The following is a 24,690-nucleotide window of genomic DNA, read 5'->3' on the forward strand; positions in this document are numbered from 1 at the left end:
GCCCCCCCCCCGGGCCGGCGCGGCGGGGGCGCCGTCGGCGCGCGGTGGAGGCGCCGGTCCGACGCCTGCCGCCTCCACGGCGCGCCACTCGGACGACGGCGGACCGGCCGCGCGGCGCCCGACGCTCTCGACGGGACGGACACTGTGCGCGACGACACAGCACCATCTGCATAGTCATGCATTCTGATGGATATATCGTGGTCCGGTCCCCGTCGAGAACGTCCCCGGAGCCCGCCATGCGTCGCCGCCTGCCCGCCCTGCCCCTCCTCGCCGTCGCCAGCACCCTCGTGCTCGGCGCGTGCACCAACGCCTCCGAGGCGTCCGCGCCCGAGGCCGGGCAGACCGCGGCGGCCGCCGTGCCCAGCTACGACGTCTCCGCCGTCGAGAAGGTCGACGAGATCGCCGCGATGCTCCCCGCGGACTTCGACGGGACGCTGACGGTCGGCGACAACCTCCAGTACGCACCCGCGGAGTTCCTCGGCGGACCGGACGGCCAGACCCCGACCGGCTACGACGTCGACCTCGCCGAGGCGCTCGGGCGCGTGCTCGGCGCCGAGGTGGAGGTCAAGCACGCCGAGTTCGCCTCGATCATCCCGGCGATCGGCACGCAGTACGAGGCGGGCATCGCCTCGATCTCCATCAACGCCGAGCGGCTCGAGCAGGTCAACATGATCGCCTACATCTCCGCCGGCTCGACCTTCTCCGTCCAGGCGGGCAACCCCCGGGACCTGGACCCCGCCGACCTGTGCGGCACCACCATGGGCGTGCAGACCGGCACCATCCAGGACGAGGACGCCGACGCGCTCTCGGCGGCGTGCACCGACGCCGGGTCCGAACCCGTCGAGGTGCTGCGCTACAGCTCGCAGGCCGACGTCACCACCAACCTCGTCGGCGGGAAGATCGACGTGATGTACGCCGACTCCCCGGTGGGCCAGTACGCCGCGCTCCAGACCGGCGGGCAGGTCGAGCAGCTCGGAGACGTCACCGACGCGGCCCCGCAGGGCATCGCCGTCGCCAAGGACGACGCCGAGCTCACCGCCGCCCTCCAGGCCGCGATGCAGCGCCTCATGGACGAGGGTGTCTGGACCGACATCCTCGACACCTGGGGCGTCAGCGGCGCGCTGGAGACCGCCGAGCTGAACCCGGCGGTCTGAGCGTGACCACCGGCACCGCCACCGCCGAGCGGACGGGCCAGAGCGCGCCCGACCTCATCCGCGCCCACCCGGTCCGCCGGCCCGGCCGGGTGGTCTCTGCCGTCGTCGTCGCCGTCCTCGCGGCGATGGTGGTGAACACCCTCGTCACGAACCCGAACTTCCGGTGGGACGTGGTCTGGCTCTACCTCCGCGACGTCAACGTCGTCCGGGGCGTGGGCTGGACGCTCCTGCTCACTGCCGGGTCGATGGTCGTCGCCGTGGCGCTCGCCATGACGCTGGCGATCATGCGCCGCTCGGACAACCCCGTGATGCGTTGGGTGTCCTGGATCTACATCTGGTTCTTCCGGGGTACCCCCGTGTACACGCAGCTGGTCTTCTGGGGCCTGCTCGGCGTGCTGTACCCGCGGCTGAGCCTGGGGATCCCGTTCGGGCCCGAGTTCGTCGTCCTCGACACCAACGCCGTCTTCTCCGCGGCGTGGGCCGCCCTGATCGGCCTGGCCCTGAACGAGGCGGCGTACCTGTCGGAGATCTTCCGCTCCGGGCTCGGCGGCGTGGACCCCGGCCAGGCGGAGGCGGCACGCGCGCTCGGCATGAACGAGTCCGCCATCCTGCGCCGCGTGGTGCTCCCCCAGGCCATGCGCGTCATCGTGCCGCCGACCGGCAACGAGACGATCTCCATGCTCAAGACCACCTCGCTCGTCCTGGCGGTGCCCTTCACGCTCGACCTCACCTTCGCCACCAACGCCATCGGCAACCGGATCTTCCTGCCGATCCCGCTGCTCATGGTGGCCGCCATCTGGTACCTCGTGATCACCTCGGTGCTCATGGTCGGCCAGCACTACCTCGAGCTGTACTACGGCCGCGGGTTCGACGGCGCCGCCGCCTCCGGCCGTGGTCCGGCAGGCGGGCGCAGGGCGCTCGGGCGCAGGCAGCAGGCCGTCCTCGCCGCCGGCACCACCAACGACGACCCCTTCCTGGAGTACACGCCATGACCGACGCGACGACGACGGGCCCCGCCTCCGCCGCGCCCGACGGGCAGACCGCCACCGCACCCATGGTCAGCATCGTCGGCGTGCACAAGTTCTTCGGCGACCTCCACGTGCTGCGCGGCGTGGACCTGACCGTCCCGCGCGGCTCCGTGTGCGTCGTCGTGGGGCCCTCCGGTTCCGGCAAGTCGACGCTGCTGCGGTGCGTCAACGAGCTGGAGCAGATCGACGCCGGGCGCATCGAGGTGGACGGCGAGCTCATGGGCTACGCCGAGAAGGTCAGGAACGGTCGCACCGAGCTGTACCGGCTCCACCCACGGGCGATCGCCGCCCAGCGTTCGCGCATCGGCATGGTGTTCCAGCGGTTCAACCTCTTCCCGCACCTGACGGCGCTCGAGAACGTCATGGAGGCGCCGGTCCAGGTGAAGGGGCTGAGCAAGGGCGAGGCACGCCGGCGGGCCGCCGATCTCCTGGACCGGGTGGGCCTCGCGGACCGGACGGGGCACTACCCTGCCCAGCTCTCCGGCGGCCAGCAGCAGCGCGTGGCCATCGCCCGCGCGCTGGCCATGGACCCGGAGCTGATGCTCTTCGACGAGCCGACCTCGGCCCTGGACCCCGAGCTGGTCGGTGAGGTGCTCGGCGTCATGCAGGACCTCGCCGCCGACGGCATGACGATGATGGTCGTGACCCACGAGATCGGGTTCGCCCGCGAGGTCGGTGACCACCTCGTGCTCATGGACGACGGCGTGATCGTCGAGCAGGGTGACCCGCGTGCCGTCCTGGACGCACCCCGGCAGGAGCGCACGCGGGAGTTCCTCTCGAAGGTCCTCTGAGCGGTTTCACCCGGGTATCGGTCTGGTCAGGAGCCCCGATCGACCGCACCATGGCCTGACGAGGCGCGCGCCGCCCGGGCGTGCATTCCCGCAACGACGCGAGGGGAATCCCATGAGCCTGACCACGCCGCAACGTCGGCTCCTGCCGCTCCTGCCCGCCCACCCCGGCGGGAGGTCGGCGATGACCTGCCGGTACCGCTGCGGGAACGCCTGCTTCCACGACGCACCCAACACCTCGTCGAACGAGTACTTCGGCGACGTCATGGCGCAGGTGGTGTCCCGGCGCACCGTGCTGCAGGCCGGCGCGGTCCTCGGCCTCGTGGGCGCCGTCGGCACGAGCACCGGAGCCCCCGCCACGGCGGCCCACCCGGTGGGCGACGGCGCGCCGGGCCTGAAGTTCAGCCCCGTGGCGCCCAACACCACCGACGCCGTCGTCGTGCCGCCGGGCTACCTGCACGAGGTCGTGCTGCGCTGGGGCGACCCCCTCTTCAAGGACGGGCCCGAGTTCGACCCGATGTACCAGTCGGCCGAGGCCCAGGAGCGCCAGTTCGGCTACAACTGCGACTACCTCGGGCTGCTCCCGCGGAGCGGCCGCGGCAACTTCCTGCTCGTGGCGAACCACGAGTACACCAACGAGGAGATCATGTTCCCGGGCTACGACCCCGAGAACCCCACCCGCGAGCAGGTCGAGGTCGCCTGGGCGGCGCACAGCCTGAGCGTCGTCGCGCTGACGGCGGAGCGCCGCGGGCGGCGCTCCGGCGGCCTCGACGCCGTCGTGGGCCACCGGCTGAACCGCCGCTTCACCATGCGCTCGGAGTTCGAGCTGTCCGGGCCGGCCGCCGGGGACGACCTCGTGAGCACCAAGGACGACCCCGAGGGCCGCACCGTCCTGGGCACCCTGAACAACTGCGCCGGCGGCCTGACGCCCTGGGACACGTGGCTGACCGGCGAGGAGAACTTCCACCAGTACTTCGCCAACGCCGGGACCGTCACCGACACGGTGGCCGCGGAGCGCCTGCGCCGCTACGGGGTGACCGAGGGGCCCAGCGACCGGAAGTGGGAGCTCTACGACGACCGCTTCGACGTGGCGGCCCAGCCCAACGAGCCCAACCGGTTCGGCTGGGTCTGCGAGATCGACCCGTTCGACCCGGACTCCACGCCGCGCAAGCGCACGGCGCTGGGCCGCTTCAAGCACGAGGGGGCCACGATCCGCCTCACCCCGGACGGCCGAGCCGCGGCGTACATGGGCGACGACGAGCGGTTCGACTACGTCTACAAGTTCGTCTCGCGCGACGAGTACCGCAAGGGCGACCACGAGCACAACGCCACGCTGCTGGACAACGGCACCCTCTATGTGGCCCGCTTCACGGGCGACTCCCCGGGCGAGATCACGGGTACCGGCGCGCTGCCCGCCGACGGCGAGTTCGACGGTTCCGGCGAGTGGATCCCGCTCGCGACCTCCGCCGACGGCGAGGCGGAGTCCCACGTCGAGGGCATGTCCGGCGTCGAGGTGCTGGTGTTCACGCGCCTGGCGGGCGACGCCGTCGGCGCCACCAAGATGGACCGGCCGGAGGACGTCGAGCCCCACCCGCAGACCGGCCGGGTGTACATGGCCCTGACCAACAACACCAACCGCGGGCTGGCGGGGTACGCCGGACCGGACGAGGCCAACCCGCGCACGGAGAACAAGCACGGGCACGTCATCGAGCTGCGCGAGAGCGGCGACGACGCCGCGTCCACCACGTTCGCCTGGCGGATCCTGCTCGTGTGCGGCGACCCGGAGGACCCGAGCACGTACTTCGACGGGTACGACAAGAGCCAGGTCTCCCCCATCTCGTGCCCGGACAACGTCACGTTCGACAGCCACGGCAACCTGTGGATCGCGACCGACGGCAACGCCCTCGGCTCCAACGACGGCCTCTTCGGCGTCGCGCTGGAGGGCGAGCACCGCGGCCAGGTCAAGCAGTTTCTCACCGTCCCGGTCGGCGCGGAGACCTGCGGGCCCTGGGTGGAGGACCACCGGGTGCTGGTCCACGTCCAGCACCCGGGCGAGGCCGACGGGTCCACCTTCGAGCACCCGGTCTCGCACTGGCCCGACGGCGGGGTCCCCCGGCCGTCGCTCGTCGTGGCGTGGCGGGCGGACGGGAGGGAGATCGGCAGCGCCTGACCTCAGTCGTAGAAGAGCTCCTCGACCACGGCGCGGGCCCGCCGCGACGTGCGCAGCCAGTGCTCCTCCAGGTCGAGACGCCTGCCCGGCTCGAGGCCGAGGAGCCGCGCGACCACCTCCAGCTCCGACGGCTCGTGCGGCAGCACGTCGGCACGCTGCCCGGTGGCGCGCCCGGTGCCGAGCACGATCGCGTCGCGCAGGCGGGAGGCGAGCAGCCACGCCTCCTGGAGCCGACCGGCCGCGTCGGCCGGGACGATCCCGGCCTCGTGCAGAGCGCCGAGGGCGTCGAGCGTGCTGGTGGTCCGCAGCTCCGGCACGTCGCCGGCGTGACGGAGCTGGAGCAGCTGCACGGTCCACTCGACGTCGCTGAGCCCGCCGCGCCCGAGCTTGAGGTGACGGTTCGGCGGCACCCCGCGGGGCATGCGCTCGGACTCCACGCGGGCCTTGATCCGGCGAAGCTCGCGGACCTCGGCCTCGGCGAGCCCGCCGCGGGGGTGGCGCAGCGGGTCCACGAGCGCCTCGAAGCGCCGGCCGAGCTCGACGTCGCCGGCCACCGGGCGGGCCCGCAGCAGCGACTGACGTTCCCAGGGCTCCACCCACCGCTCGTAGTACTCCGCGTACGCGGCCAGGGTCCGGGTCAGCGGGCCGTTGCGCCCCTCCGGCCGCAGGTCCGCGTCGACCTCGAGCGGCGGCTCGGCGCCGGTCTGCCCCAGCAGCTGCCGCACGCCCGTGGCCACCGCCACGGCCGTGCGGGTCGCCAGCTCCGGGTCCGCGCCCGGGAGCGGCTCGTGGACGAACAGCACGTCCGCGTCGGAGGCGTACCCCATCTCCCGGCCCCCGAGCCGGCCCATCGCGACCACGAGGTAGCGCGAGGGCGCCTCGTCCAGGCCGGCGTCCGCCAGCGCCTGGTCCACCGCCACGCGCAGGGCGCCCCGGACGGCGATGTCGGCGGCGTTGGTGATCATCAGGACGGAGCGGGTGTGGTCGCCGAGCCCGAGAACGTCGCCGATGGCCGCGCGCAGGAGCCCGCGGCGGCGGAGGTAGCGCGCGGCCATCACCCGCCCGACCGGGTCCGTGCGCCGGTCCTGCAGGGCGGCGAGCTCGGCCGCCAGGGCCTCGACCGTGCGCGGCGCCAGCTCTTCGTCGTCGTCGAGCCACGCCACGGCCTCGGGCAGCCGGGCGAGCGCGTCCGCCACGTAGCGGCTGGTCGAGAGCAGCCGTGCGAGCCGGCGCGCGGCGCCCCCGGAGTCGCGCAACAGCTTGAGGTACCAGTGCGTGGTCCCCATGGTCTCCGAGAGCTTGCGGAAGGCCAGGAGCCCGTAGTCCGGCAGGGGACCCTGGGCGAACCAGCCCAGCATGACCGGCAGGAGGTGGCGCTGGATCGCCGCCGACCGGGAGATCCCCTCGGTCAGCGCCGCGATGTGGCGGATGGCGCCGTCGGGGTCGTGGTACCCGATGGCCGAGAGCCGGGCCCGCGCCGCCGCCGGCGCGAGGGAGACGTCGTCCGCGCTCAGGCGCGCGGTGGCGGGCAGCAGCGGGCGGTAGAAGATCTCCTCGTGCAGGTGGCGGACCTCCCGGCGCACCTGCCGCAGCCGCTGCTCGAGGGTGGCGGCCCCGTCCACCCCGTCCACGCCCATGCCGCGGCCGAGGCGGCGCAGGTCCTCCTCGGCCGTGGGCACGACGTGCGTGCGCCGCAGCTTGTGCAGCTGCATGCGGTGCTCGAGCACCCGCAGGAACCGGTAGTGCCGGTCCAGCAGCGCGGCGTCGTCACGGGCGACGTACCCGCGCCCGGCCAGCTGGGCGAGCCCCTCGAGCGTGGTGCCCGACCGGATCGTGTCGTCCGTGCGGCCGTGGACGAGCTGGAGGAGCTGGACGGTGAACTCGACGTCGCGCAGCCCGCCCCGGCCGAGCTTGAGCTGACGGTCCGCCTCCGCCGCGGGCATGTTCTCCTCCACCCGGCGGCGCATCGCCTGGGAGTCCTCGACGAAGTTCTCCCGCTCGACGGCGGTCCACACCATCGGGGCCAGCGCTTCGCAGTACTGCCGCCCCAGCGCGAGGTCCCCGGCGACAGGCCGGGCCTTGAGCAGCGCCTGGAACTCCCACGTCTTGGCCCACCGCTCGTAGTAGGCGAGATGGGAGGCGAGCGTGCGCACGAGCGGCCCGTCCTTACCCTCGGGCCGCAGGTTCGCGTCGAGCGGCCACAGGGCCGGCTCGGGGCCGACGGCGGAGACCGCCCGGGCCAGCGCAGTGGCCAGCCTGGCGCCGAGCCGGACCGCCTCGGGCTCAGGCAGGCCGTCGGCGGGCTCGACCACGTAGATCACGTCGACGTCGGAGATGTAGTTGAGCTCGCGGCCGCCCGTCTTGCCCATCCCGAGCACGGCCAGCCGCACACCGGTCGCGCCGCCGGGCAGGTCGGCGCGCACGACCGCGAGGGCGGCGTCGAGCGCCCCCGCCACGATGTCGGCGATGGACGCGGCGACCTTGGGGAACGCGTCGAGCGGGTCGGGGCTGGTGAGGTCCGCGGCGGCGATCTCGAGGAGCCGACGGCGGTAGGTGCGCCGGAGCGTCGCGACACCCTGCTCGCCCGTCATCGTCGCGACCGGCACCGCCGCGTCCGGGTCCGCGCCGACCGCGCGCAGGGCCCGCTCCCGCTCGTCCTCGGGCGCCAGGTCCAGCACCGGTCGTTCGCCCGGTCGCTCGGCGAGCAGCGCCACCGCGCCGGGCCGGGCCACCAGGGCGTCCCCCAGCGCGGCCGACGCCCCGAGGACGGCGAGGAGACGGCGGCGGCCCGGTGCGTCGTCGGAGAGGATCGCGGCCAGGTGGTGCTCGTACTCCGTGGCGGCGGCGGAGTCGGCCAGCCGCAGCAGGGTGAGCAGTGCGTGGTCCGGGTCGGCGACCCGCCCGAGCGCCTCCGGCAGGGGCGCGCCCCGGGCGTCCGCCGCGGCGAGGTAGGGCGCCAGCACCTCGGCGTCGAGGCGCTCGGCGGCCGTGGCCGGCTCGGCGAACCCGAGCCGGCGCAGGGTCGTGGTGCGCGAGACCGGCCGTGTCATGGCGCCCTCACAGGGCGGGGATGAACCGCTGCAGCTCGTACGGGGTGACCTGGTTGCGATACTCCTGCCACTCCGTGCGCTTGTTCCGCAGGAAGAACTCGAAGGCGTCCTCGCCGAGGGTCTCGGCGACCAGCTCGGAGGACTCCATGATCTCGACGGCCTCGCGCAGGGAGGCCGGCAAGGACCGGATGCCCAGGGCCTTGCGCTCGGCCTGGCTCATCGCCGCGACGTCCTCGGCGGCCCCCTCGGGCAGGTCGTAGCCCTCCTCGACGCCCTTGAGCCCGGCGTTGAGGAGCACAGCGAAGGCGAGGTACGGGTTCGCGGCGGAGTCCAGCGCCCGGTACTCCACCCGTGCCGAACCGCCCTTCTCGGGCTTGTACATCGGCACCCGCACCAGGGCGGAGCGGTTGTTGTGACCCCAGGAGACGTGGGCGGGCGCCTCGTCACCGCCCCAGAGCCGCTTGTAGGAGTTGACGTGCTGGTTGCACACGGCGGTGATCTCGGAGGCGTGGTGGAGCAGGCCGGCGATGAACGAGCGTGCCGTGGCGGAGAGCTGGAACTCCCCCGCCGGGTCGTGGAACGCGTTGTGGTCGCCCTCGAACAGCGACATGTGCACGTGCATGCCGGAGCCGGGAGCGTTCACGAGCGGCTTGGGCATGAAGGTGGCCAGCACGTCCTGGCGCAGCGCCACCTCCTTGATGACCGTGCGGAAGGTCTGGATGTTGTCGGCCATGCTCAGCGCGTCGGCGTAGCGCAGGTCGATCTCGTTCTGGCCGGGGCCGGCCTCGTGGTGGGAGAACTCGACCGAGATGCCCATGGACTCCAGCGTGGTGATGGCGTCCCGGCGGAAGTCGTGCGCCGTGCCGCGCGCCACGTGGTCGAAGTAGCCGCCGGTGTCGATGGGGACCAGCGGGTCCTGCGGCGAGGTCACGTTCTGGAAGAGGTAGAACTCGATCTCGGGGTGGATGTAGAAGGTGAAGCCGGCCTCGGCCGCCTTGTTCATCGCGCGCTTGAGCACGCCGCGCGGGTCGGACCGTGCGGGCTCGCCGGTGGGGGTGAGCACGTCGCAGAACATCCGGGCGACGCCGTTCTCGTCGCCGCGCCAGGGCAGCACCTGGAACGTGGAGGGGTCGGGCTTGGCGAGCATGTCCGACTCGTACACGCGCGAGAGACCCTCGATGGAGGAACCGTCGAAGCCGATGCCCTCGGCGAAGGCGCCCTCGAGCTCGGCGGGGGCGATCGCGACGGACTTGAGCACGCCGAGCACGTCGGTGAACCACAGACGGATGAAGCGGACGTCCCGCTCCTCGATCGCCCGGAGGACGTACTCCTGCTGCTTGTCCATCTCTCGGCTCCCTGCGTCGGTGTCGCACCGCCGGCGGCCGGCGGCGTGCGGCCTGGCCGCCGCACTGTCCCATCATGGCGCACGCGGGCCGCTGCCCCGCGCCTCGCCCGGTCCGGCGCGGGCCCGCGTCCGGTCGCCGTCGGCAATAGGGTGAGGCCATGTCACCGCGGACCGGCGACGGCGGACGGCCTCCGTCCGGCCCGCGACCCCGCGCCGCCGACCAGGAGAGCAGATGACTTCCAGCGTCCCACCCGAGCAGTCGCCCACCGGCGGCTCCGCCCAGGCCGGCCGGGCCGGCGCCGCCCCCGCAGCGGGGCAGACGCCCCGCCGGGTCCGGGTGCACCACCTGCGCCAGGCCAAGGAGCGCGGCGAGCGGTTGACGATGCTCACGGCGTACGACGCCGTCACCGCCCGGATCTTCGACCAGGCGGGCATCGACATGCTGCTGGTGGGCGACTCGATCGGCGACAACATGCACGCCCACCCGAGCACGATCCCGGTGACGGTCGACGACATGATCCCCGCGGTCCGTGCGGTCTCCCGCACCGCCCAGCGGGCGCTGGTGGTGGCGGACCTGCCGTTCGGCTCCTACGAGGCCTCGCCGGCCCAGTGCCTGGCGACGGCGGTGCGGATGCTCAAGGAGGCCGGCGCGCACGCCGTGAAGTTCGAGGGTGGGGAGCACCTGGCCGAGCACGTGCGCCTGCTGACGCGGTCCGGCATCCCGGTGGTCGGGCACCTGGGCTTCACCCCGCAGGCGGAGAACATCCTCGGCGGCAAGCGGGTGCAGGGCCGCGGGAACGAGGCCGCCGACAGGCTCGTCGGCGACGCCCTCGCGCTGGCCGACGCCGGCGCGGTCGCCGTCGTCCTCGAGATGGTCCCGGCCCCGCTGGCCGCCCGGGTCACCGAGGTCCTTCCCGTGCCGACCATCGGCATCGGGGCCGGCTCCGAGGTGGACGGCCAGGTGCTCGTCTGGACCGACATGGCGGGCATGACCGACTGGTCACCCCGCTTCGCCCGGCGCTTCGGCGAGGTGGGCCGGGAGCTCTCAGCCGCCACCCAGGCCTACGCGCAGGCAGTGCACGACCGCACCTTCCCGTCGGCGGACCACGCGTACGAGTCCTGACGGCCCGGGGGCCGGCGTCCCCGCCGGCCCCCGGCTCACTGCTCGTCCTCCCAGGCCTCGTCCTCCTCGGCCCACTTCTCGTTGCGGGCCTCGGCCCGGGCCAGCGCCTGGGCGGCCTCCTCCGCGCTCGGGTAGGGCCCCATGCGGTTGGTCGCGCCGTGCACCTTGCCCTCCTCGACCTCGCCGGTGGACAGGTTGTAGTAGAACTCGCGGGGCTCGGCGGTCATCTCTCCTCCAGGGGTGAAGACGGTGGTCCGTACACTGCCACCATGCTCGCCGACCGCGCCCCACGGGGCACCCTGACCAGAGGAACCGTCTCCCCCGTCCGGCCCGTCCCGGCGTCGATCCCGCGCCCGGAGTACGTCGGACGCACCGGTCCCGAGCGCGTCACCGCCTCCGACGTGAAGTCGCCCGAGACCGTCGAACGCATCCGCCGCGCGTCCCGGCTCGCGGCCCGCGCGCTGGAGGAGGTGGGCCGGCACGTCGCACCCGGCGTGACCACCGACGAGCTCGACCGCATCGGCCACGAGTTCCTGACCGACCACGGGGCGTACCCGTCCACGCTGGAGTACATGGGCTTCCCCAAGTCGCTGTGCACCTCGGTCAACGAGGTGATCTGCCACGGCATCCCGGACTCCACCGTCCTGGAGGAGGGAGACATCCTCAACGTGGACATCACCGCCTACCTCGACGGCGTGCACGGCGACCTCAACGCGATGTTCGAGGTCGGTGAGGTGGACGAGGAGTCCCACCTGCTCGTCGAGCGCACCAGGACCGCCATGGAGCGGGGCATCAAGGCCGTCCGCCCGGGACGGGCGGTCAACGTTATCGGTCGCGTCATCGAGTCGTACGCGCGCCGCTTCGACTACGGGGTGGTCCGCGACTTCACCGGGCACGGCGTCGGCGAGGCCTTTCACTCCGGCCTCGTGATCCCTCACTACGACTCGGCGCCGCGCTACGACGACGTCATGGTGCCCGGCATGGTCTTCACCATCGAGCCCATGCTCACCCTCGGCGACATCGAGTGGGAGCAGTGGGACGACGGGTGGACCGTGCTGACCAAGGACCGCGCCCGGACCGCCCAGTGGGAGCACACCATCGTGGTGACCGAGGACGGCGCCGAGGTGCTCACCGTTCCCTGACCGGCCACAGCCACCGCTGACCGATCCCCAGCAGACGCTCCGCCGACCGGGCCGAGCACCGAGAACCAAGGAGCACCATGACCCAGCCCGCAGCGCCCGCCGTCGGCTTCGGCATCGACATCGGTGGCTCCGGCATCAAGGGAGCACCGGTCGACCTCGTGACCGGCGAGCTCGCCGCCGAGCGGGTCCGCATCCCGACGCCGGAACCCTCCAAGCCCCTCGCCGTGGCCGCCACGGTGGCCGAGCTGGTGTCCGCGTTCGACATCCCGGCCACCACGCCGATCGGCCTGACGTTCCCCGCCCCGATCAAGCACGGCGTGGTCCCCTTCATCGCCAACCTCCACAAGTCGTGGAAGGGCGTGGACGTCCCCGCGCTGATGAGCGAGGCGGTCGGGCGGCCGGTCGTGGGGGTCAACGACGCCGACGCCGCCGGGGTCGCCGAGGTCGTCTTCGGCGCCGCGAAGGGCGTGCCCGGCGTCGTCCTGGTCACCACGCTCGGCACCGGAATCGGCTCGGCCCTGATCGTCGACGGCACGCTGGTGCCCAACACCGAGCTCGGCCACCTGGAGATCGACGGCCACGACGCCGAGGACCGCGCCGCCTCGTCGGTGAAGGAGAACGAGGGTCTGAGCTGGGAGGAGTGGGCCGGACGCCTCCAGCGGTTCTACGAGACCGTGGAGATGCTGTTCTCCCCCGACCTCATCGTCGTCGGCGGCGGGGTGAGCAAGAAGCACCAGAAGTTCCTCCCCCTGCTGCGCACCACCGCACCGCTCGTGCCCGCGGCCCTGCGCAACACCGCCGGGATCGTGGGGGCCGCCCACCTCGCCGCGCACGGTTACCGCTGAGCCCGATGGCCACCGCTCGTCGGCTCGACGAGGTCGTCCCCGGGGTCCTGGTCGCGACGGCGGCGCGGTACACCACCACCTCCACCGTCGTCACCGGCTTCGGAGCGGGCGGCTGCCTCCTGGTCGACCCGGCGCTCACCACGGACGAGCTGGCCGGCCTGGCGGCCGCCCTCGCCGACCGCGGCCTGCGCGCCGTCGCCGCGTTCACCACCCACCCCCACTGGGACCACCTGCTCTGGCACCCCGCGCTCGGCGAGGAGGTGCCCCGGTGGGCGACCGCCCGCGCCGCCGGGTCGATGCGCCGGAAGAACACCGAGCTGCGGGCCGAGGCCGGTGAGCACGCCACGGGGCCGTCCTGGCCCGGCGCGTTCGCCGCGCTGCCCGACGACGCCACGCACCTGCCGTGGGAGGGGCCGCCGGCGCGGGTCGTGCGCCACGAGGGGCACGCGCCGGGGCACGCCGCCCTGGTGGTCGCCGGGGCTCTCGTGGCCGGCGACATGCTCTCCGACCTGGAGATACCTCTGCTCGACCTCGACGCCGTCGACCCGGTCGAGGACTACGCGACCGGACTGGACCGTCTCGCCGAGGTGCTGCGCGGGCCGGACGTCCGGGTGCTCGTCCCGGGCCACGGGCACCCGGCGGGCCGGGAGGAGGCGCTCGACCGGCTGGCCGCCGACCGGCGCTACCTGGAGGCGCTGGCCGCGGGGCGGAGCATCGGTCCGGAGCAGGATCCGCGGCTCGCCGATCCCTGGTTGCACGGCGAGCACGAACGGCAGGCGGCCGCAGTCCTGGTCCGCTGACCCGACGTGGCCCGCCCCGTCGTCCCGGGCCGGGTCCGGGGCGCGCCAGGGTCAGGATCAGGGTTGGACCCGGATGTGCCACCGGCCGCGGTGCGGGATCGTTGTCACGACGACATCGAAAGGACCCGTCATGACCGACATCCGCCAGTCCGTAGGCCGCACCGGCCTCGTACGCCCCCGCGACACCCGAGTGATCGCCGGCGTCTGCGCCGGGCTCGGGCGACGCTTCGGGCTCAGTCCGTGGGTGGCCAGGCTGCTCTTCGTCCTGCTGCTCATGGTGCTGCCCGGCAGCCAGTTCCTCGTGTACTTCATCCTGTGGATCCTCATGCCGAACGAGTACTGACGCGCGCCGCGCCGTGGCCGAACGCACAGCGGTCAGACGCCCTCGCTCCGGTATCCTGGGAAGCGATCTGAGGGCACGGAGGGAGGGCCGATGTTCAACCGACACATGCGTTGGGGCGCGGTCACGGTCATCGCCGCGGCCGGTCTCACCGTGCTGGCTACCACGGCCATGCCCCGTGCCGCGGAGGTGCCGCAGTCGCTCGAGGTCGTGCTCTCCGACGCGTCCACCCGCAAGGGCGCCGAGTGCGACGCGGAGACCTACCGGGAGACGTTCTTCGACGGCACCGAGGTCGAGCTCACTGACGGCGCCGGGCAGGTCCTCGCGTCCGCGACGCTCACCGATCCTGCCGCCTCCACCGAGCGCGGCTGCTCCTGGACGGTGAACTTCGACGGCCTGCCCGAGGCCAAGACCTACACCCTGACGCTCCGGCACCCCGACTTCCCGAGCCGCGAGCACGTGTACAGCTACACCGCCGCGCAGCTCGCCGAGGACCCCTCGCTCTGGATCGCCGTCGTCCGCTGAGGCCGAGCCTGCCCGAAGCAGGTAGCTGAGCGGCACCGGCGCGAGACGGCAACGCCTGCCCGGTCGCCGTCGGCAGCGCCCGCAGGAGCGGGGCGGGCGCCCACCTCCAGAGGGGGGCGGATGAGTCGGCCGGTACGCCGGGTTCTGTCCCGCGGCGCCGTTACCAGCACCGCAGTGGCGGCCATCCATCTACGACGTGCGTCGCCGCACGCCTCCAGCGACCTACCCGCAGGCTCGGGCGGGCCGCCCTCGAACGCCTGCTGTCTGGTCTTGCTCCGGGTGGGGTTTACCGAGCCACGACGGTCACCCGCCGTGCTGGTGGTCTCTTACACCACCGTTTCACCCTTACCTCCCTGGCGGACCAGGGAGGCGGTCTGCTTTCTGTGGCACTTTCCCGCGGGTCACCCCGGGTGGGTGTTACCCACCACCCTGCCCTACGGAGCCCGGACGTTCCTCGGCGCACCGGCCGAGACCGGTGCGACGCGACCGCCTGGCCGACTCATCCGCACCCCCATGGTACCGGCCCCCCGTCCCGGCGGACGGGCCGGCACGCCGGGCGCGAGGGCCGCCGGGCTACCATCCGCCGGTGCTCCTGCTCCTCCCGCCCTCCGAGGGCAAGTCCGCGCCGACCAGCGGCGCCCCGGTCGATCTGTCCACCCTCTCCGGCCCGACGCTCACCGACGCCCGGGAGCGGCTGCTCGACGAGCTCGCCGCCGTCTCCGCCCGACCCGACGGCGCCAAGGTGCTCGGGGTCGGTGCGCGCGTCGCCGACGAGGTGCGGCGCAACACGGCGCTGCGCACCGCCCACGCCGCCCCCGCCGCCCGCGTCTACAGCGGGGTGCTCTATGCCGCCGCCCGGCTGCCCGAGCTCACCGGGACCGCCCGCCGGCGGGCCGGGCGGAGCGTGCGCATCTTCTCCGGCCTGTGGGGCGTGCTCGCCCCCGGCGACCGGGTGCCCGCCTACCGGTTGTCCATGGGCGCCGACCTGCCCGGCACCGGCAGGCTCTCCACGTACTGGCGCGACCGGCTCGGCACCGTCCTGGACGAGGAGGCGGCGGGGGACGTCGTGGTGGACTGCCGCTCGGCCGCCTACGCCGCCGCGTGGCGACCGCCCCGTGCGGCGGAGCACGTGCTCGTTCAGGTGGTGCGCGAGCAGGACGGCCGCCGCCAGGTGGTCTCCCACAACGCCAAGCACGCGCGCGGGCTCCTGACCCATCACCTGCTGACCCGGGCGGGACGACCCCCGCGGACCGCGGACGAGCTGGCCGGCGCGGCCGAGGAGCTCCGCGCGGACGGCACGGTGCAGGCCGTCGAGCTCGCCGAGGGCCCGGGCGGCCGGCGCACCCTCACCCTCGTCGAGCGGCCGTAGGTCCGTCAGTCCCCGGCGACAGGCCGCGCGGGGAATCCCCACCGTCAGCCGTCGCCGAGGAGTCGCTGGTACAGGACGTGGTCCTGCCAGCGACCGGCGATCAGGAGGTAACGGGGCGCCAGGCCGATCCGGTCGAAGCCGTTGCGGCGCAGCACCGTCTGGGACGCGGCGTTGTGCACCAGCGTGCCGGCCTGCACGCGGTGCAGCCCGTCCCGGGCGCACGCCGCGAGGACGTGGGCCACGGCCGCGGTGGCGACGCCCCGGCCGGTGACGGTGCCGTCCACCCAGTAGCCGAGGTTCCCGCTGAGGAACGGCCCGCGGACGATGCCGCTGACGGTCATCGCCCCGACCACGCGGTCGCCGTCGAGCAGCACCCAGGGCAGCGCCCTGCCCGCGGCGCGCTCCCCCATGAGCCGGCCGACGTGGTCCTCCTGGCCCCGCTGCGTGAACCAGGACTCCGGCCGCAGCGGCTCCCAGGGCGCCAGGTGCTCGCGGTTGCGGGCGTACGCGCGGGCGAGGGCGGGGCCGTCTCCCGGCCGCAGCGGCCGGATGCCGACCGTGCCGACCAGGGCCTCCGCGGTCACGCCCGGCCGGAGGCGCCGTTCTCGTCCAGGCGGACGAGGACGTAGCCGTGCTCCTCGGAGACGATGACCTCGTCCGGGCCGGCGGCGTCGATGGCGGCGAGCTCGCTGAGGGAGAAGTCCACCTGGGCGCCCTCGGTGCGGTGGCCCCGCAGCGCCACGACGCCGAGTCCGCCGGTGCGGGACCGGGCGTACTCGTACAGGTCGAGCAGCTCGGCATCGATCTGGTCGGCGACGCGGTCCCGCTCGGCGCGGGTCGTCGCGACCTCGGCGTCGATCTCGGCCCAGGCGGCGTCCCGCTCGGCGGTGGCCCGCTCGACGTCGGCGGCGATCGCGCGCTCCTGCGCGTCGAGCTCGGTCACCCGGGCCTCGGCCGCCTCCATCCGCTCCATGACCTCCAGCTCGATCTCCTCGAGGACTCTCTGGCGCTCGGCCAGCTGGGCGAGCTCGGTCTGCAGGGCCACCAGCTCGCGGGAGAGTCCCTTGCCGGAGTCGAGCGTGGCCTGGTGCCGGGTGGCGCGGGCGCGCACCTGCTCGACGTCGGCCTCGGCCTTGGTCAGCTCACGGCGGGTGTCAGCGGCGAGGGTCCTCGCCTCGACCTGTGCCCGGTGGAGGTCCTCGCCGCGGCCCTCGAGCTCCGCGAGGGTGGCGAGGACCGGCAGGGTGCGGCGCTGGTGGGCGAGCTTGGCCAGACGCGTGTCGAGCGCCTGGAGGTCGAGCAGCCGTCGCTGTTCCTGCGGTGGGGCGGTGGTCACGGGCGTGCTCCTTCGGTCGACGAGCCAGGCTCGCTGCTGTGCTGTTGTGCCAGGTGCAGGTCCCACGGGTCGGTGACGAGCGTGGAGACGTGCACGTCCAACCTAGTGCCGCGGGCGGTGGCGCCGCTCCGGAGCACCTCGGCGGCGCGCGGCAGCCACGGCCACTCGCTGGCCCAGTGCGTCGCGTCCACCAGGTACGGGCGCCCGCCCGCGAGGTGCTCCGAGGCGGGGTGGTGGCGCAGGTCCGCCGTCAGGTACACGTCGGCGCCCAGGGAACGGACCCGGCCGAGCAGTGAGTCCCCGGCTCCGCCGCACACTGCGACCGTGGACACCTCGGCGTCGAGGTCGCCGCCCACGCGGATGCCCTGCGCCGTCGCGGGGAGCACCTGCGCGACCCGTTCCGCGAAGGCCCGCAGGGTCGTCGGTGTCGCGAGCCGGCCGATCCGTCCGGTGCCGGTGCTCGCCCCGGCCGCGGCCTGGGCGACCAGGGTGAAGGCGGGTTCCTCGTACGGATGGGCGCGGCGCAGCGCCGCCAGGACCGCCTCGCGCCGGTGCCGGGGCAGCACGATCTCCAGCCGGTCCTCGGCCACCTCCTCGACGGCCCCGACGGCGCCGACGGTCGGGTTCGCCCCGGGCAGCGGCCGGAACGTGCCCGTGCCGGGCGAGGTGAACGCGGCGCGCTCGTAGTCGCCGAGCCGGCCGGCGCCGGCGTCGGCGAGGGCGTCGAGCACCGCCGCCGTCGCCTCCCGAGGGACGAAGGTGACGAGTGTGTCGAGCCGGTCCCCGGGCAGCGGGTCGATCGGCGTCGTCCCCTCCAGGCCCAGCAGGTCGGCCAGCGCCTGGGCGACGCCGTCGGCCGCCGCGTCGGCGTTGGTGTGGGCCGCGTACAGGGCGCAACCGCCCCTGGCGAGGGCGTGCACCGACCGGCCCTTGGGCGTCGTCGCCGCCACGGAGGACGTGCCGCGCAGGTACAGCGGGTGGTGCGTGACCAGCAGGTCGGCACCCAGCGCCAGCGCCTCCGCGACCACCTCCTCGGTCGGGTCGACGGCGAGCAGGACGGTCCGCACGGGAGCCGTGGGATCGCCCACCACGAGGCCGACGGCGTCCCAGTCCTCGGCCGTCGAGGGCGGGTAGTGCCGCTCGAGGAGGTCCACGACGTCGGCGAGGGTCAGTTCCGGCATGCCTGAGGAGCCTAGTGCCCGCCCGGCGGCGGCCCGTGCGCGGCGCCGTCGGGACGGCGCGAGCGTGCGCCGAGGTGGAGCGGCAGGCAGCAGGACCCGACCCCGCGCACCTGGTGGGCCCGGCCGGTCTCGAACCGACGACCTCCGCGGTGTAAGCGCGGCGCTCTGACCAACTGAGCTACAGGCCCCTGGCGCCGAGGCGCCCGCCACAGCCTAGAGCAGAGCGGGCGGACGGCCGCACACCGTGTGCGGCGCGGCCTCAGCGGCCGAGGGTGACGAGCGCCGCGCGGTAGTCGTCGAGCTCGCGGGCCTGGCCGCGCGGGTTCACGACCGCCCAGCGCACCGCTCCTTCGGCGTCGACGAGGAAGCTGCCGCGCAGCGCGTGCCCGCTGGACTCGTCGAGCACGCCGTACGCGCGCGCCGTCGACCCGTGCGGCCAGAAGTCGGAGAGCAGGTCGAACCCGAACCCCTCGGACTCCGCCCAGGCGCGCTGCGCGAACATCGCGTCCGTCGAGATCGCCAGCACCCGCACGCCCCGGCCGGCGAACTCCGGGAGGTTGTCCCGCAGCTCGCCCAGCTCGGAGGTGCAGACGCGGGAGAAGACGAACGGAAAGAAGACCACGACCACCGGACCGCCCCGCAGCGCGCTCAGCCGGACCGGGGTGCCGTGCGTGTCCGGCAGCTCGAAGTCCGGGGCGAGGTCGCCGACGAGGAGCGGCTGCGCCACTCAGCGGCCCCGGCTGCGCGCGGCGATCCGGATCCCCGACCAGCTCTCACCCGCGGACGTCGCGGAGGTGGCGAGCATCCCCGCGGTGCGTGCGGCCTCCTCGATGTCCGCCGGCCGCACGTGCCCGGGACGGCCCGGCTTGGGCGTGAGAACCCAGATCAGGCCGCCGTTGTCGAGGTTCGCCTGTGCGTCGACGAGCAGGTCGGTCAGGTCCTCCTGCCCGCCGTCGTCCTCCCGCCACCAGATGAGGGTGCCGTCGCAGACGTCGCCGTACTCCTCGTCGACCAGCTCGGTACCGGTGGCCTCCTCGACGGCCTCACGGACGGCGGGGTCGGCGTCGTCGTCGTAGAGGAACTCCTGGATCACCTGCCCGGTGGTGAAGCCGAACTTGCTGCCGGCTCCCGCGCCCGCGCTGACTGCCACGTTGGTCCTAACCTTTCCGTCCGGCCGCAGCGCGGCCTGTGCTCCCGACCCGCGTGCGCGGGTGGTGTGGTCAAGCCCACCGTAGTGCGCGCCCCTCGCGCAAGCCCGCAGGACGGCGCACGTACCGCGCGGCGGGCCTGAAGGGCGCCGGTGTCGGCAGTCTCACACGTCCGCCCAGACCCAAGGTTCGCCTTGACCCCGGTCAAGGTAAGACAATGGTCCTACCCTGAACGAAGGTGTGGCACAGCCCCGCGTCGTCACCGTCGACGCCCAACGAAAGAGGGAACGCGTGAGTTCACGAGACGAGTCCTCGCCGCTGATCAAGGGACTCCTCAGCCAGGTGAAGGACATCGACACCGAGGAGACCCAGGAGTGGCTGGAGTCGCTGGACGGACTGATCGACGAGCGTGGCGGTCCCCGCGCGCGGTACATCCTGCTCAACCTGCTGCAGCGGGCGCGGGAACGTTCGGTCGCCGTCCCGAACCCCATCAACACCCCGTACGTCAACACCATCGGCGTCCACGAGGAGCCGTACTTCCCCGGTGACGAGGCGGTGGAGCGCAAGTACCGCGGCTGGATCCGCTGGAACGCCGCGGTGATGGTCACGCGTGCGCAGCGCCCCGGCGTCTCCGTCGGCGGGCACATCTCCTCCTACGCGTCCGTCGCGACGCTGTACGAGGTGGGGATGAACCACTTCTTCCGCGGCAAGCAGCACCCCGGCGGCGGCGACCAGGTCTTCTTCCAGGGCCACGCCTCCCCCGGCAACTACGCCCGCGCCTTCCTCGAGGGCCGGCTCACCGAGGCGGACCTGGACGGGTTCCGCCAGGAGTACTCCCACCCCGAGGGCAGCCGCGGACTGCCCTCCTACCCGCACCCGCGCCGCATGCCGGACTTCTGGGAGTTCCCCACGGTCTCCATGGGACTGGGCCCCGCCCAGGCCATCTACCAGGCGTGGGTCAACCGCTACCTGCACGAGCGCGGCATCAAGGACACGTCCCAGCAGCACGTGTGGGCGTTCCTCGGCGACGGCGAGATGGACGAGCCGGAGTCGCGCGGCATGCTGCAGCTCGCCGCCCAGCAGAACCTCGACAACCTCACCTTCGTGGTCAACTGCAACCTGCAGCGCCTCGACGGTCCGGTGCGCGGCAACGGCAAGATCATCCAGGAGCTCGAGGCCCAGTTCCGCGGGGCCGGCTGGAACGTCGTCAAGGTCATCTGGGGCCGCGAGTGGGACGCCCTGCTCAACGCCGACAAGGACCGTGCCCTCGTCAACCTCATGAACAACACCCTCGACGGGGACTACCAGACGTACAAGGCCAACGACGGCGCCTACGTGCGCGAGCACTTCTTCGGTCGCGACCCGCGCACGAAGGAGCTCGTCAAGAACATGACCGACGACGAGATCTGGGCGCTCAAGCGCGGCGGTCACGACTACCGCAAGATCTACGCCGCCTACAAGGCCGCGACGGAGCACACCGGTCAGCCGACCGTCGTCCTGGCCCACACGGTGAAGGGCTACGGGCTCGGCCCGAGCTTCGCGGGCCGCAACGCGACCCACCAGATGAAGAAGATGAAGACCACGGACCTGAAGATGCTCCGTGACGCGCTTCGCATCCCCATCTCGGACGAGGAGCTCGAGGACCCGTACAACGCGCCGTACTACCGGCCGGAGGAGTCCGACGAGGCCCTGCAGTACATGCTCGAGCGCCGCAAGGCCCTCGGCGGGTTCGTGCCCGAGCGGCCGACGACGGAGAAGCACCTCACCCTGCCGGACGCCAAGCCCTACGAGATCCTCGCCAAGGGCTCCGGGCACCAGGAGATCGCCACGACCATGGCCTTCGTCCGCCTCCTCAAGGAGCTGATGAAGGACAAGGAGATCGGCAGGCGGATCGTGCCGATCATCCCCGACGAGGCACGCACCTTCGGCCTCGACGCGATCTTCCCGACCGCGAAGATCTTCAACACGCACGGGCAGAACTACACGTCCGTGGACCACGACCTCATGCTCAGCTACAAGGAGTCCGAGCAGGGGCAGATCCTCCACACCGGCATCAACGAGGCCGGCTCGGCCGCCGCGATGCAGGTGGTCGGGACGAGCTACGCCGTCCACGGCGAGCCGATGATCCCCGTCTACATCTTCTACTCGATGTTCGGGTTCCAGCGGACCGGCGACCAGTTCTGGGCCGCCGGCGACCAGCTGGCCCGCGGATTCGTCATCGGCGCGACCGCCGGCAAGACCACCCTGGCGGGCGAGGGCACGCAGCACATGGACGGGCACTCTCCCGTGCTGGCCTCGACCAACCCGGCGATGGTGCACTACGACCCGGCGTACGCCTACGAGATCCGCCACATCGTGCGTGACGGTCTGCAGCGGATGTACGGCGAGGACTCCCGCGACCCGAACGTCATGTACTACCTCACGGTGTACAACGAGCCGATGGTCCAGCCGGCCGAGCCGGAGAACGTCGACGTCGAGGGCATCCTCAGGGGCATCTACCGCCTCGCCGAGCCCGACGGCGACGGCCCGCGGGCCCAGCTGCTCGCCTCCGGCGTCGGGGTGCCGTGGGCGCTGCACGCCCGCGAGCTCCTCGCCGAGGACTGGGGCGTACGGGCCGGGGTGTGGTCCGTGACGAGCTGGTACGAGCTGCGCCGCGACGGCCTCGAGGCGGACAAGCACAACTTCCTGCACCCGCAGGATGAGCGCCGCGAGGCCTACGTGACCAGCAGGCTCCGCGACGCGGGCGGCCCCTACGTGGCCACCAGCGACTACGAGCACCAGGTCCAGGACTCCATCCGGTCCTGGGTGCCCGGCGACTACTACACCCTCGGCGCGGACGGGTTCGGCTACTCCGACACCCGCCCCGCCGCACGGCGTCAGCTGTTCATCGACGCCCACTCGATGACGGTGCGCACGCTCCAGGCCCTCGCGGACCGCGGCGAGATCGACCGTGACGTCCCGCGTCAGGCCATCGAGAAGTACGACCTGTTCAACGTCCACGCCGGCGAGTCCGGCACGGCGGGCGGCGACGCCTGACGGTTGAACGCCCGACGGGCCCTGTCGACCACCCGGTCGGCGGGGCCCGTCGTCGTCGTTCTCCCCTGTCCCGCGGGTCGCCGTCGCCCGTCCCCGGGCCCACCCGGCCCGCAAGGACCGCCGGCCCGTCAGGCCCACCCGGCCCGTCGGACGGACAAGCCCGGAGAGATGCCACGTGTTCGTTCGTGACTTCTCACCGGGCTTGCTGCGGGTGCGGGCTGCGGAGGGTCAGGCGTTCGACGCCGCCTCCGCGGCGGCGACCTCGGGCTCGAGCGCGGCCACCGCGCGGGCGGCCGCCTCGCTGTCCTGGGCCTGCGAGAGCGCCTCGAGGTGACGGCGGGCCTCGGACGGCCGGCGCGCCTCGAGCGCGGCACGGACCACCTGCACACCGGCGTCGACCACGTGCTCGCGCGGCGACCAGTGCCCGACACCGAGGCCGAGCGCCTCGCCGGGGAGGTCCGCCTCGCGCAGCATCCGCACGGACTCGGCCACGGCCACCCCGGTGTGCTCCCGCTCGCACGCACCGGCGAGCCGGCGCATCGCGCCCTCGTGGTCGTCGGCGAGGGAGAGCCGGGCGAGCTCGACGAGCGCGTACCAGGAGCGGGGGTTCCCGGCGATCTCCTCGGCGAGCGACCAGACGGCGAGGTCGGCCGCCCGGTCGCGGTCGGCGGGCTGGTGGTCGGCGGTGAGCGGGTCGGCCGGGGCGGCGCCGGCGGCACGCCGCCGCACCATCTCCGCGAGGCCCTTGAAGGCCTCGATGTCGTTGGGGTCCTCGATGAGCTTCGCGCGCAGCGCGTCCTCACGGGGAGCGTCGGCGGAGCGGGCGACGGCGGACGGGCGGCGGGCACCGACCCGGTTGACCGGCGTCTTCCGCTTGAGCATGGCGCGCAGGCGTGCGATCAGCGACATGCCCCGACCCTATCCGGTGGACCCTCGGGCCGCCGGGTGATCGTCCGACGCCGGGCGCGCCGGTGCCCCTCCCGGACGGTGGGGCGCCCCCGCCGGCGGCGGCCGGGCGCCGCCCGCCCGGCCCGGCGAGCGGGCTGCGCGGGCCGGGCGCCGCTTTGTAGGCATCCGACAAGCGTGGCGCACTCCTGCCCTATGCTCGCCCCCATGACCACGAGCGAGCGCGCCGGGCGCGAGGTCGGCAGCTCCGACGTCGTCCGCAGGTTGCGCGGCGGGACCGACATGCTCACGTCCGCGGCGCTCAGGAGACTCGACGCGGAGCTGGACTGGTACCGCCAGCTCGCCGCCGAGGACCGCTCGTGGATCGGGCTCGTGGCCCAGGCCGGCATCGCCGCCTTCATCACCTGGTACGAGGAGCCGCAGGCCGGCACGTACAACGCGCAGGAGATCTTCCGGGCCGCGCCGCCCGAGCTGACCCGCTCGATCTCGCTGCAGCACACCCTCCAGCTCGTCCGCATCGTGGTGGAGGTGGTGGAGGACAACGCCGTCCAGCTCGCGGAGCCCGGGCAGCAGCGGGACCTGCGCGACGCCGTCCTCCTGTACTCCCGCGAGGTCGCCTTCTCCGCCGCCGAGGTCTACGCCCGGGCGGCGGAGACACGCGGCGCCTGGGACGCGCGCCTGGAGGCGCTGGTGGTCGACTCCCTCGTGCGCGGGGGCGACGAGTCGCTGCGGGCGCGGATCAGCGCGCTCGGCTGGTCCGGCCGCGGCGGCACGCTGGTGGTCGTCGGCCAGGCGCCCGCGGAGATGGACGAGCGACGCACCGCCGACCTGCGCCGGGCCTGCCGCCGCGCCGCCCAGGACGCCCTCGTCGGCATCCAGGGCGACCGCGTCGTCGTCGTGCTGGGCGGGGAGGGCGACCTGCGCGCCGCCGCCGCGTCCCTGCTGCCCCGCTTCGGTCCCGGCCCCGTCGTCCTGGGCCCGGAGGTGCGGGAGGTCGGCGACGCCGGCCGCTCGGCCCGCGCCGCCCTGGCCGGACTGCTCGCGGTCCACGCCTGGCCCGGGGCGCCCCGGCCCGTGCCCGCCGACGAGCTGCTGCCCGAGCGGATGCTCAACGGCGACCCGCTCGCGCGGCGCACCCTCGTCGAGGAGCTCTACCGGCCGCTGGTGGCCGCGGGCGGACCGCTCGTGCAGACCCTCGAGGAGTACCTCGCCCAGGGCCGCTCGCTCGAGGGCGCCGCGCGGGCGCTGTACGTCCACCCCAACACCGTGCGCTACCGGCTCCGCCGGATCGGGCAGGTCGTCGGGTGGGACCCCACCGACGCCCGCGAGGGCTTCGTCCTGCAGGTGGCGCTGGCGGTCGGCCGCCTCGCGCAGAGCGGCTCCCACCACAGCGGGCTGCTGTGA

Annotated in this window: 22 protein-coding genes, 1 tRNA gene and 1 other RNA gene; 13 read left to right on the plus strand and 11 right to left on the minus strand. The window is 73.6% G+C overall.

Annotated elements, in window-relative coordinates; all coding sequences use genetic code 11:
- The first annotated feature begins 236 nt into the window (after positions 1–236).
- The 4 genes from KZX45_RS02255 (at position 237) to KZX45_RS02270 (ending at position 5,140) form a co-directional block, all read left to right on the plus strand.
- The gene (locus tag KZX45_RS02255; protein WP_248256069.1) at positions 237–1,154 is read left to right on the plus strand and encodes an ABC transporter substrate-binding protein; all 918 of its coding nucleotides are present in this window, start codon (positions 237–239) and stop codon (positions 1,152–1,154) included.
- Entirely contained in the window at positions 1,151–2,146 is a 996-nt protein-coding gene (locus KZX45_RS02260) for an amino acid ABC transporter permease (protein ID WP_374112525.1), read from the plus strand. Before KZX45_RS02255 ends, KZX45_RS02260 begins: the two co-directional genes overlap by 4 nt.
- A complete protein-coding gene (locus KZX45_RS02265; RefSeq protein WP_374112516.1) occupies positions 2,143–2,973 on the plus strand; it encodes an amino acid ABC transporter ATP-binding protein in 831 nt (276 codons plus the stop codon). The genes KZX45_RS02260 and KZX45_RS02265 overlap by 4 nt, the downstream gene beginning before the upstream one ends.
- Before the next feature lie 112 nt (positions 2,974–3,085).
- A complete protein-coding gene (locus KZX45_RS02270; protein ID WP_248256071.1) occupies positions 3,086–5,140 on the plus strand; it encodes a PhoX family phosphatase in 2,055 nt (684 codons plus the stop codon).
- Between the two features lie 2 nt (positions 5,141–5,142).
- Here KZX45_RS02270 and KZX45_RS02275 read toward each other — a convergent pair whose 3' ends face one another.
- Together KZX45_RS02275 and glnA are read right to left on the minus strand one after the other, a co-directional pair.
- Positions 5,143–8,190 carry a bifunctional [glutamine synthetase] adenylyltransferase/[glutamine synthetase]-adenylyl-L-tyrosine phosphorylase gene (locus tag KZX45_RS02275; protein ID WP_248256072.1) on the minus strand — a complete coding sequence of 1,016 codons (3,048 nt, stop codon included), beginning with the start codon at positions 8,188–8,190 and terminating at the stop codon, positions 5,143–5,145.
- Positions 8,191–8,197: 7 nt separating this feature from the next.
- Positions 8,198–9,535: a type I glutamate--ammonia ligase gene (gene glnA, locus KZX45_RS02280; RefSeq protein WP_248256073.1), complete on the minus strand. Its 1,338-nt coding sequence runs from the start codon at positions 9,533–9,535 to the stop codon at positions 8,198–8,200.
- A 232-nt stretch (positions 9,536–9,767) separates the two neighbouring features.
- Here glnA and panB point away from each other — a divergent pair, with 232 nt between their 5' ends.
- On the plus strand, positions 9,768–10,658 hold the full coding sequence (panB, locus tag KZX45_RS02285) for a 3-methyl-2-oxobutanoate hydroxymethyltransferase (protein ID WP_248256074.1): 891 nt from the start codon (positions 9,768–9,770) through the stop codon (positions 10,656–10,658).
- A 35-nt stretch (positions 10,659–10,693) separates the two neighbouring features.
- Here the strand turns inward: panB and KZX45_RS02290 are convergent, their stop codons facing one another.
- Entirely contained in the window at positions 10,694–10,885 is a 192-nt protein-coding gene (locus tag KZX45_RS02290; RefSeq protein WP_248256075.1) for an SPOR domain-containing protein, read from the minus strand.
- Between the two features lie 42 nt (positions 10,886–10,927).
- Here KZX45_RS02290 and map point away from each other — a divergent pair, with 42 nt between their 5' ends.
- The 5 genes from map (at position 10,928) to KZX45_RS02315 (ending at position 14,310) form a co-directional block, all read left to right on the plus strand.
- Positions 10,928–11,800, plus strand: a complete 873-nt coding sequence (gene map / locus KZX45_RS02295) for a type I methionyl aminopeptidase (RefSeq protein ID WP_248256076.1) — start codon at positions 10,928–10,930, stop codon at positions 11,798–11,800.
- Positions 11,801–11,877: 77 nt separating this feature from the next.
- Complete coding sequence (gene ppgK, locus KZX45_RS02300) at positions 11,878–12,645, plus strand: polyphosphate--glucose phosphotransferase (RefSeq protein WP_248256077.1); 768 nt, start codon at positions 11,878–11,880, stop codon at positions 12,643–12,645.
- 5 nt (positions 12,646–12,650) lie between these two features.
- A complete protein-coding gene (locus KZX45_RS02305; RefSeq protein WP_248256078.1) occupies positions 12,651–13,445 on the plus strand; it encodes an MBL fold metallo-hydrolase in 795 nt (264 codons plus the stop codon).
- Positions 13,446–13,575: 130 nt separating this feature from the next.
- Entirely contained in the window at positions 13,576–13,788 is a 213-nt protein-coding gene (locus tag KZX45_RS02310) for a PspC domain-containing protein (protein WP_248256079.1), read from the plus strand.
- A 90-nt stretch (positions 13,789–13,878) separates the two neighbouring features.
- Positions 13,879–14,310: a hypothetical protein gene (locus tag KZX45_RS02315; protein ID WP_248256080.1), complete on the plus strand. Its 432-nt coding sequence runs from the start codon at positions 13,879–13,881 to the stop codon at positions 14,308–14,310.
- 117 nt (positions 14,311–14,427) lie between these two features.
- Here KZX45_RS02315 and rnpB read toward each other — a convergent pair.
- An RNA gene (rnpB, locus tag KZX45_RS02320) (RNase P RNA component class A) lies at positions 14,428–14,812 on the minus strand.
- 84 nt (positions 14,813–14,896) lie between these two features.
- On the opposite strand from rnpB, the gene KZX45_RS02325 reads away from it, so the two are divergent.
- On the plus strand, positions 14,897–15,679 hold the full coding sequence (locus tag KZX45_RS02325) for a peroxide stress protein YaaA (protein ID WP_248256081.1): 783 nt from the start codon (positions 14,897–14,899) through the stop codon (positions 15,677–15,679).
- Positions 15,680–15,723: 44 nt separating this feature from the next.
- Here KZX45_RS02325 and KZX45_RS02330 read toward each other — a convergent pair whose 3' ends face one another.
- The 6 genes from KZX45_RS02330 to KZX45_RS02355 all read right to left on the minus strand — a co-directional run bounded on the left by KZX45_RS02330 (position 15,724) and on the right by KZX45_RS02355 (position 19,346).
- Positions 15,724–16,263 (minus strand): GNAT family N-acetyltransferase, encoded by a 540-nt coding sequence (locus KZX45_RS02330; protein WP_248256082.1) that lies wholly within the window; start codon positions 16,261–16,263, stop codon positions 15,724–15,726.
- Positions 16,260–17,015 carry a hypothetical protein gene (locus tag KZX45_RS02335; RefSeq protein ID WP_248256083.1) on the minus strand — a complete coding sequence of 252 codons (756 nt, stop codon included), beginning with the start codon at positions 17,013–17,015 and terminating at the stop codon, positions 16,260–16,262. The genes KZX45_RS02330 and KZX45_RS02335 overlap by 4 nt, the downstream gene beginning before the upstream one ends.
- The gene (locus KZX45_RS02340) at positions 17,012–18,196 is read right to left on the minus strand and encodes a Nif3-like dinuclear metal center hexameric protein (RefSeq protein WP_248256084.1); all 1,185 of its coding nucleotides are present in this window, start codon (positions 18,194–18,196) and stop codon (positions 17,012–17,014) included. Before KZX45_RS02340 ends, KZX45_RS02335 begins: the two co-directional genes overlap by 4 nt.
- Before the next feature lie 111 nt (positions 18,197–18,307).
- Positions 18,308–18,384, minus strand: a tRNA-Val gene (locus KZX45_RS02345).
- Positions 18,385–18,455: 71 nt separating this feature from the next.
- Entirely contained in the window at positions 18,456–18,923 is a 468-nt protein-coding gene (locus KZX45_RS02350; RefSeq protein WP_248256085.1) for a redoxin domain-containing protein, read from the minus strand.
- On the minus strand, positions 18,924–19,346 hold the full coding sequence (locus KZX45_RS02355; RefSeq protein WP_248256086.1) for a DUF3052 domain-containing protein: 423 nt from the start codon (positions 19,344–19,346) through the stop codon (positions 18,924–18,926).
- 289 nt (positions 19,347–19,635) lie between these two features.
- On the opposite strand from KZX45_RS02355, the gene aceE reads away from it, so the two are divergent.
- On the plus strand, positions 19,636–22,380 hold the full coding sequence (aceE, locus tag KZX45_RS02360) for a pyruvate dehydrogenase (acetyl-transferring), homodimeric type (RefSeq protein ID WP_248256087.1): 2,745 nt from the start codon (positions 19,636–19,638) through the stop codon (positions 22,378–22,380).
- Between the two features lie 228 nt (positions 22,381–22,608).
- On the opposite strand, the gene KZX45_RS02365 is transcribed toward aceE, so the two are convergent.
- The gene (locus KZX45_RS02365) at positions 22,609–23,289 is read right to left on the minus strand and encodes a hypothetical protein (protein WP_248256088.1); all 681 of its coding nucleotides are present in this window, start codon (positions 23,287–23,289) and stop codon (positions 22,609–22,611) included.
- A 204-nt stretch (positions 23,290–23,493) separates the two neighbouring features.
- Between KZX45_RS02365 and KZX45_RS02370 the strand changes: the two genes are divergently transcribed.
- The gene (locus tag KZX45_RS02370; protein ID WP_248256089.1) at positions 23,494–24,690 is read left to right on the plus strand and encodes a CdaR family transcriptional regulator; all 1,197 of its coding nucleotides are present in this window, start codon (positions 23,494–23,496) and stop codon (positions 24,688–24,690) included.

The sequence above is a fragment of the Georgenia sp. EYE_87 genome (genome assembly GCF_023148685.1).
GTDB lineage: Bacteria > Actinomycetota > Actinomycetes > Actinomycetales > Actinomycetaceae > Georgenia.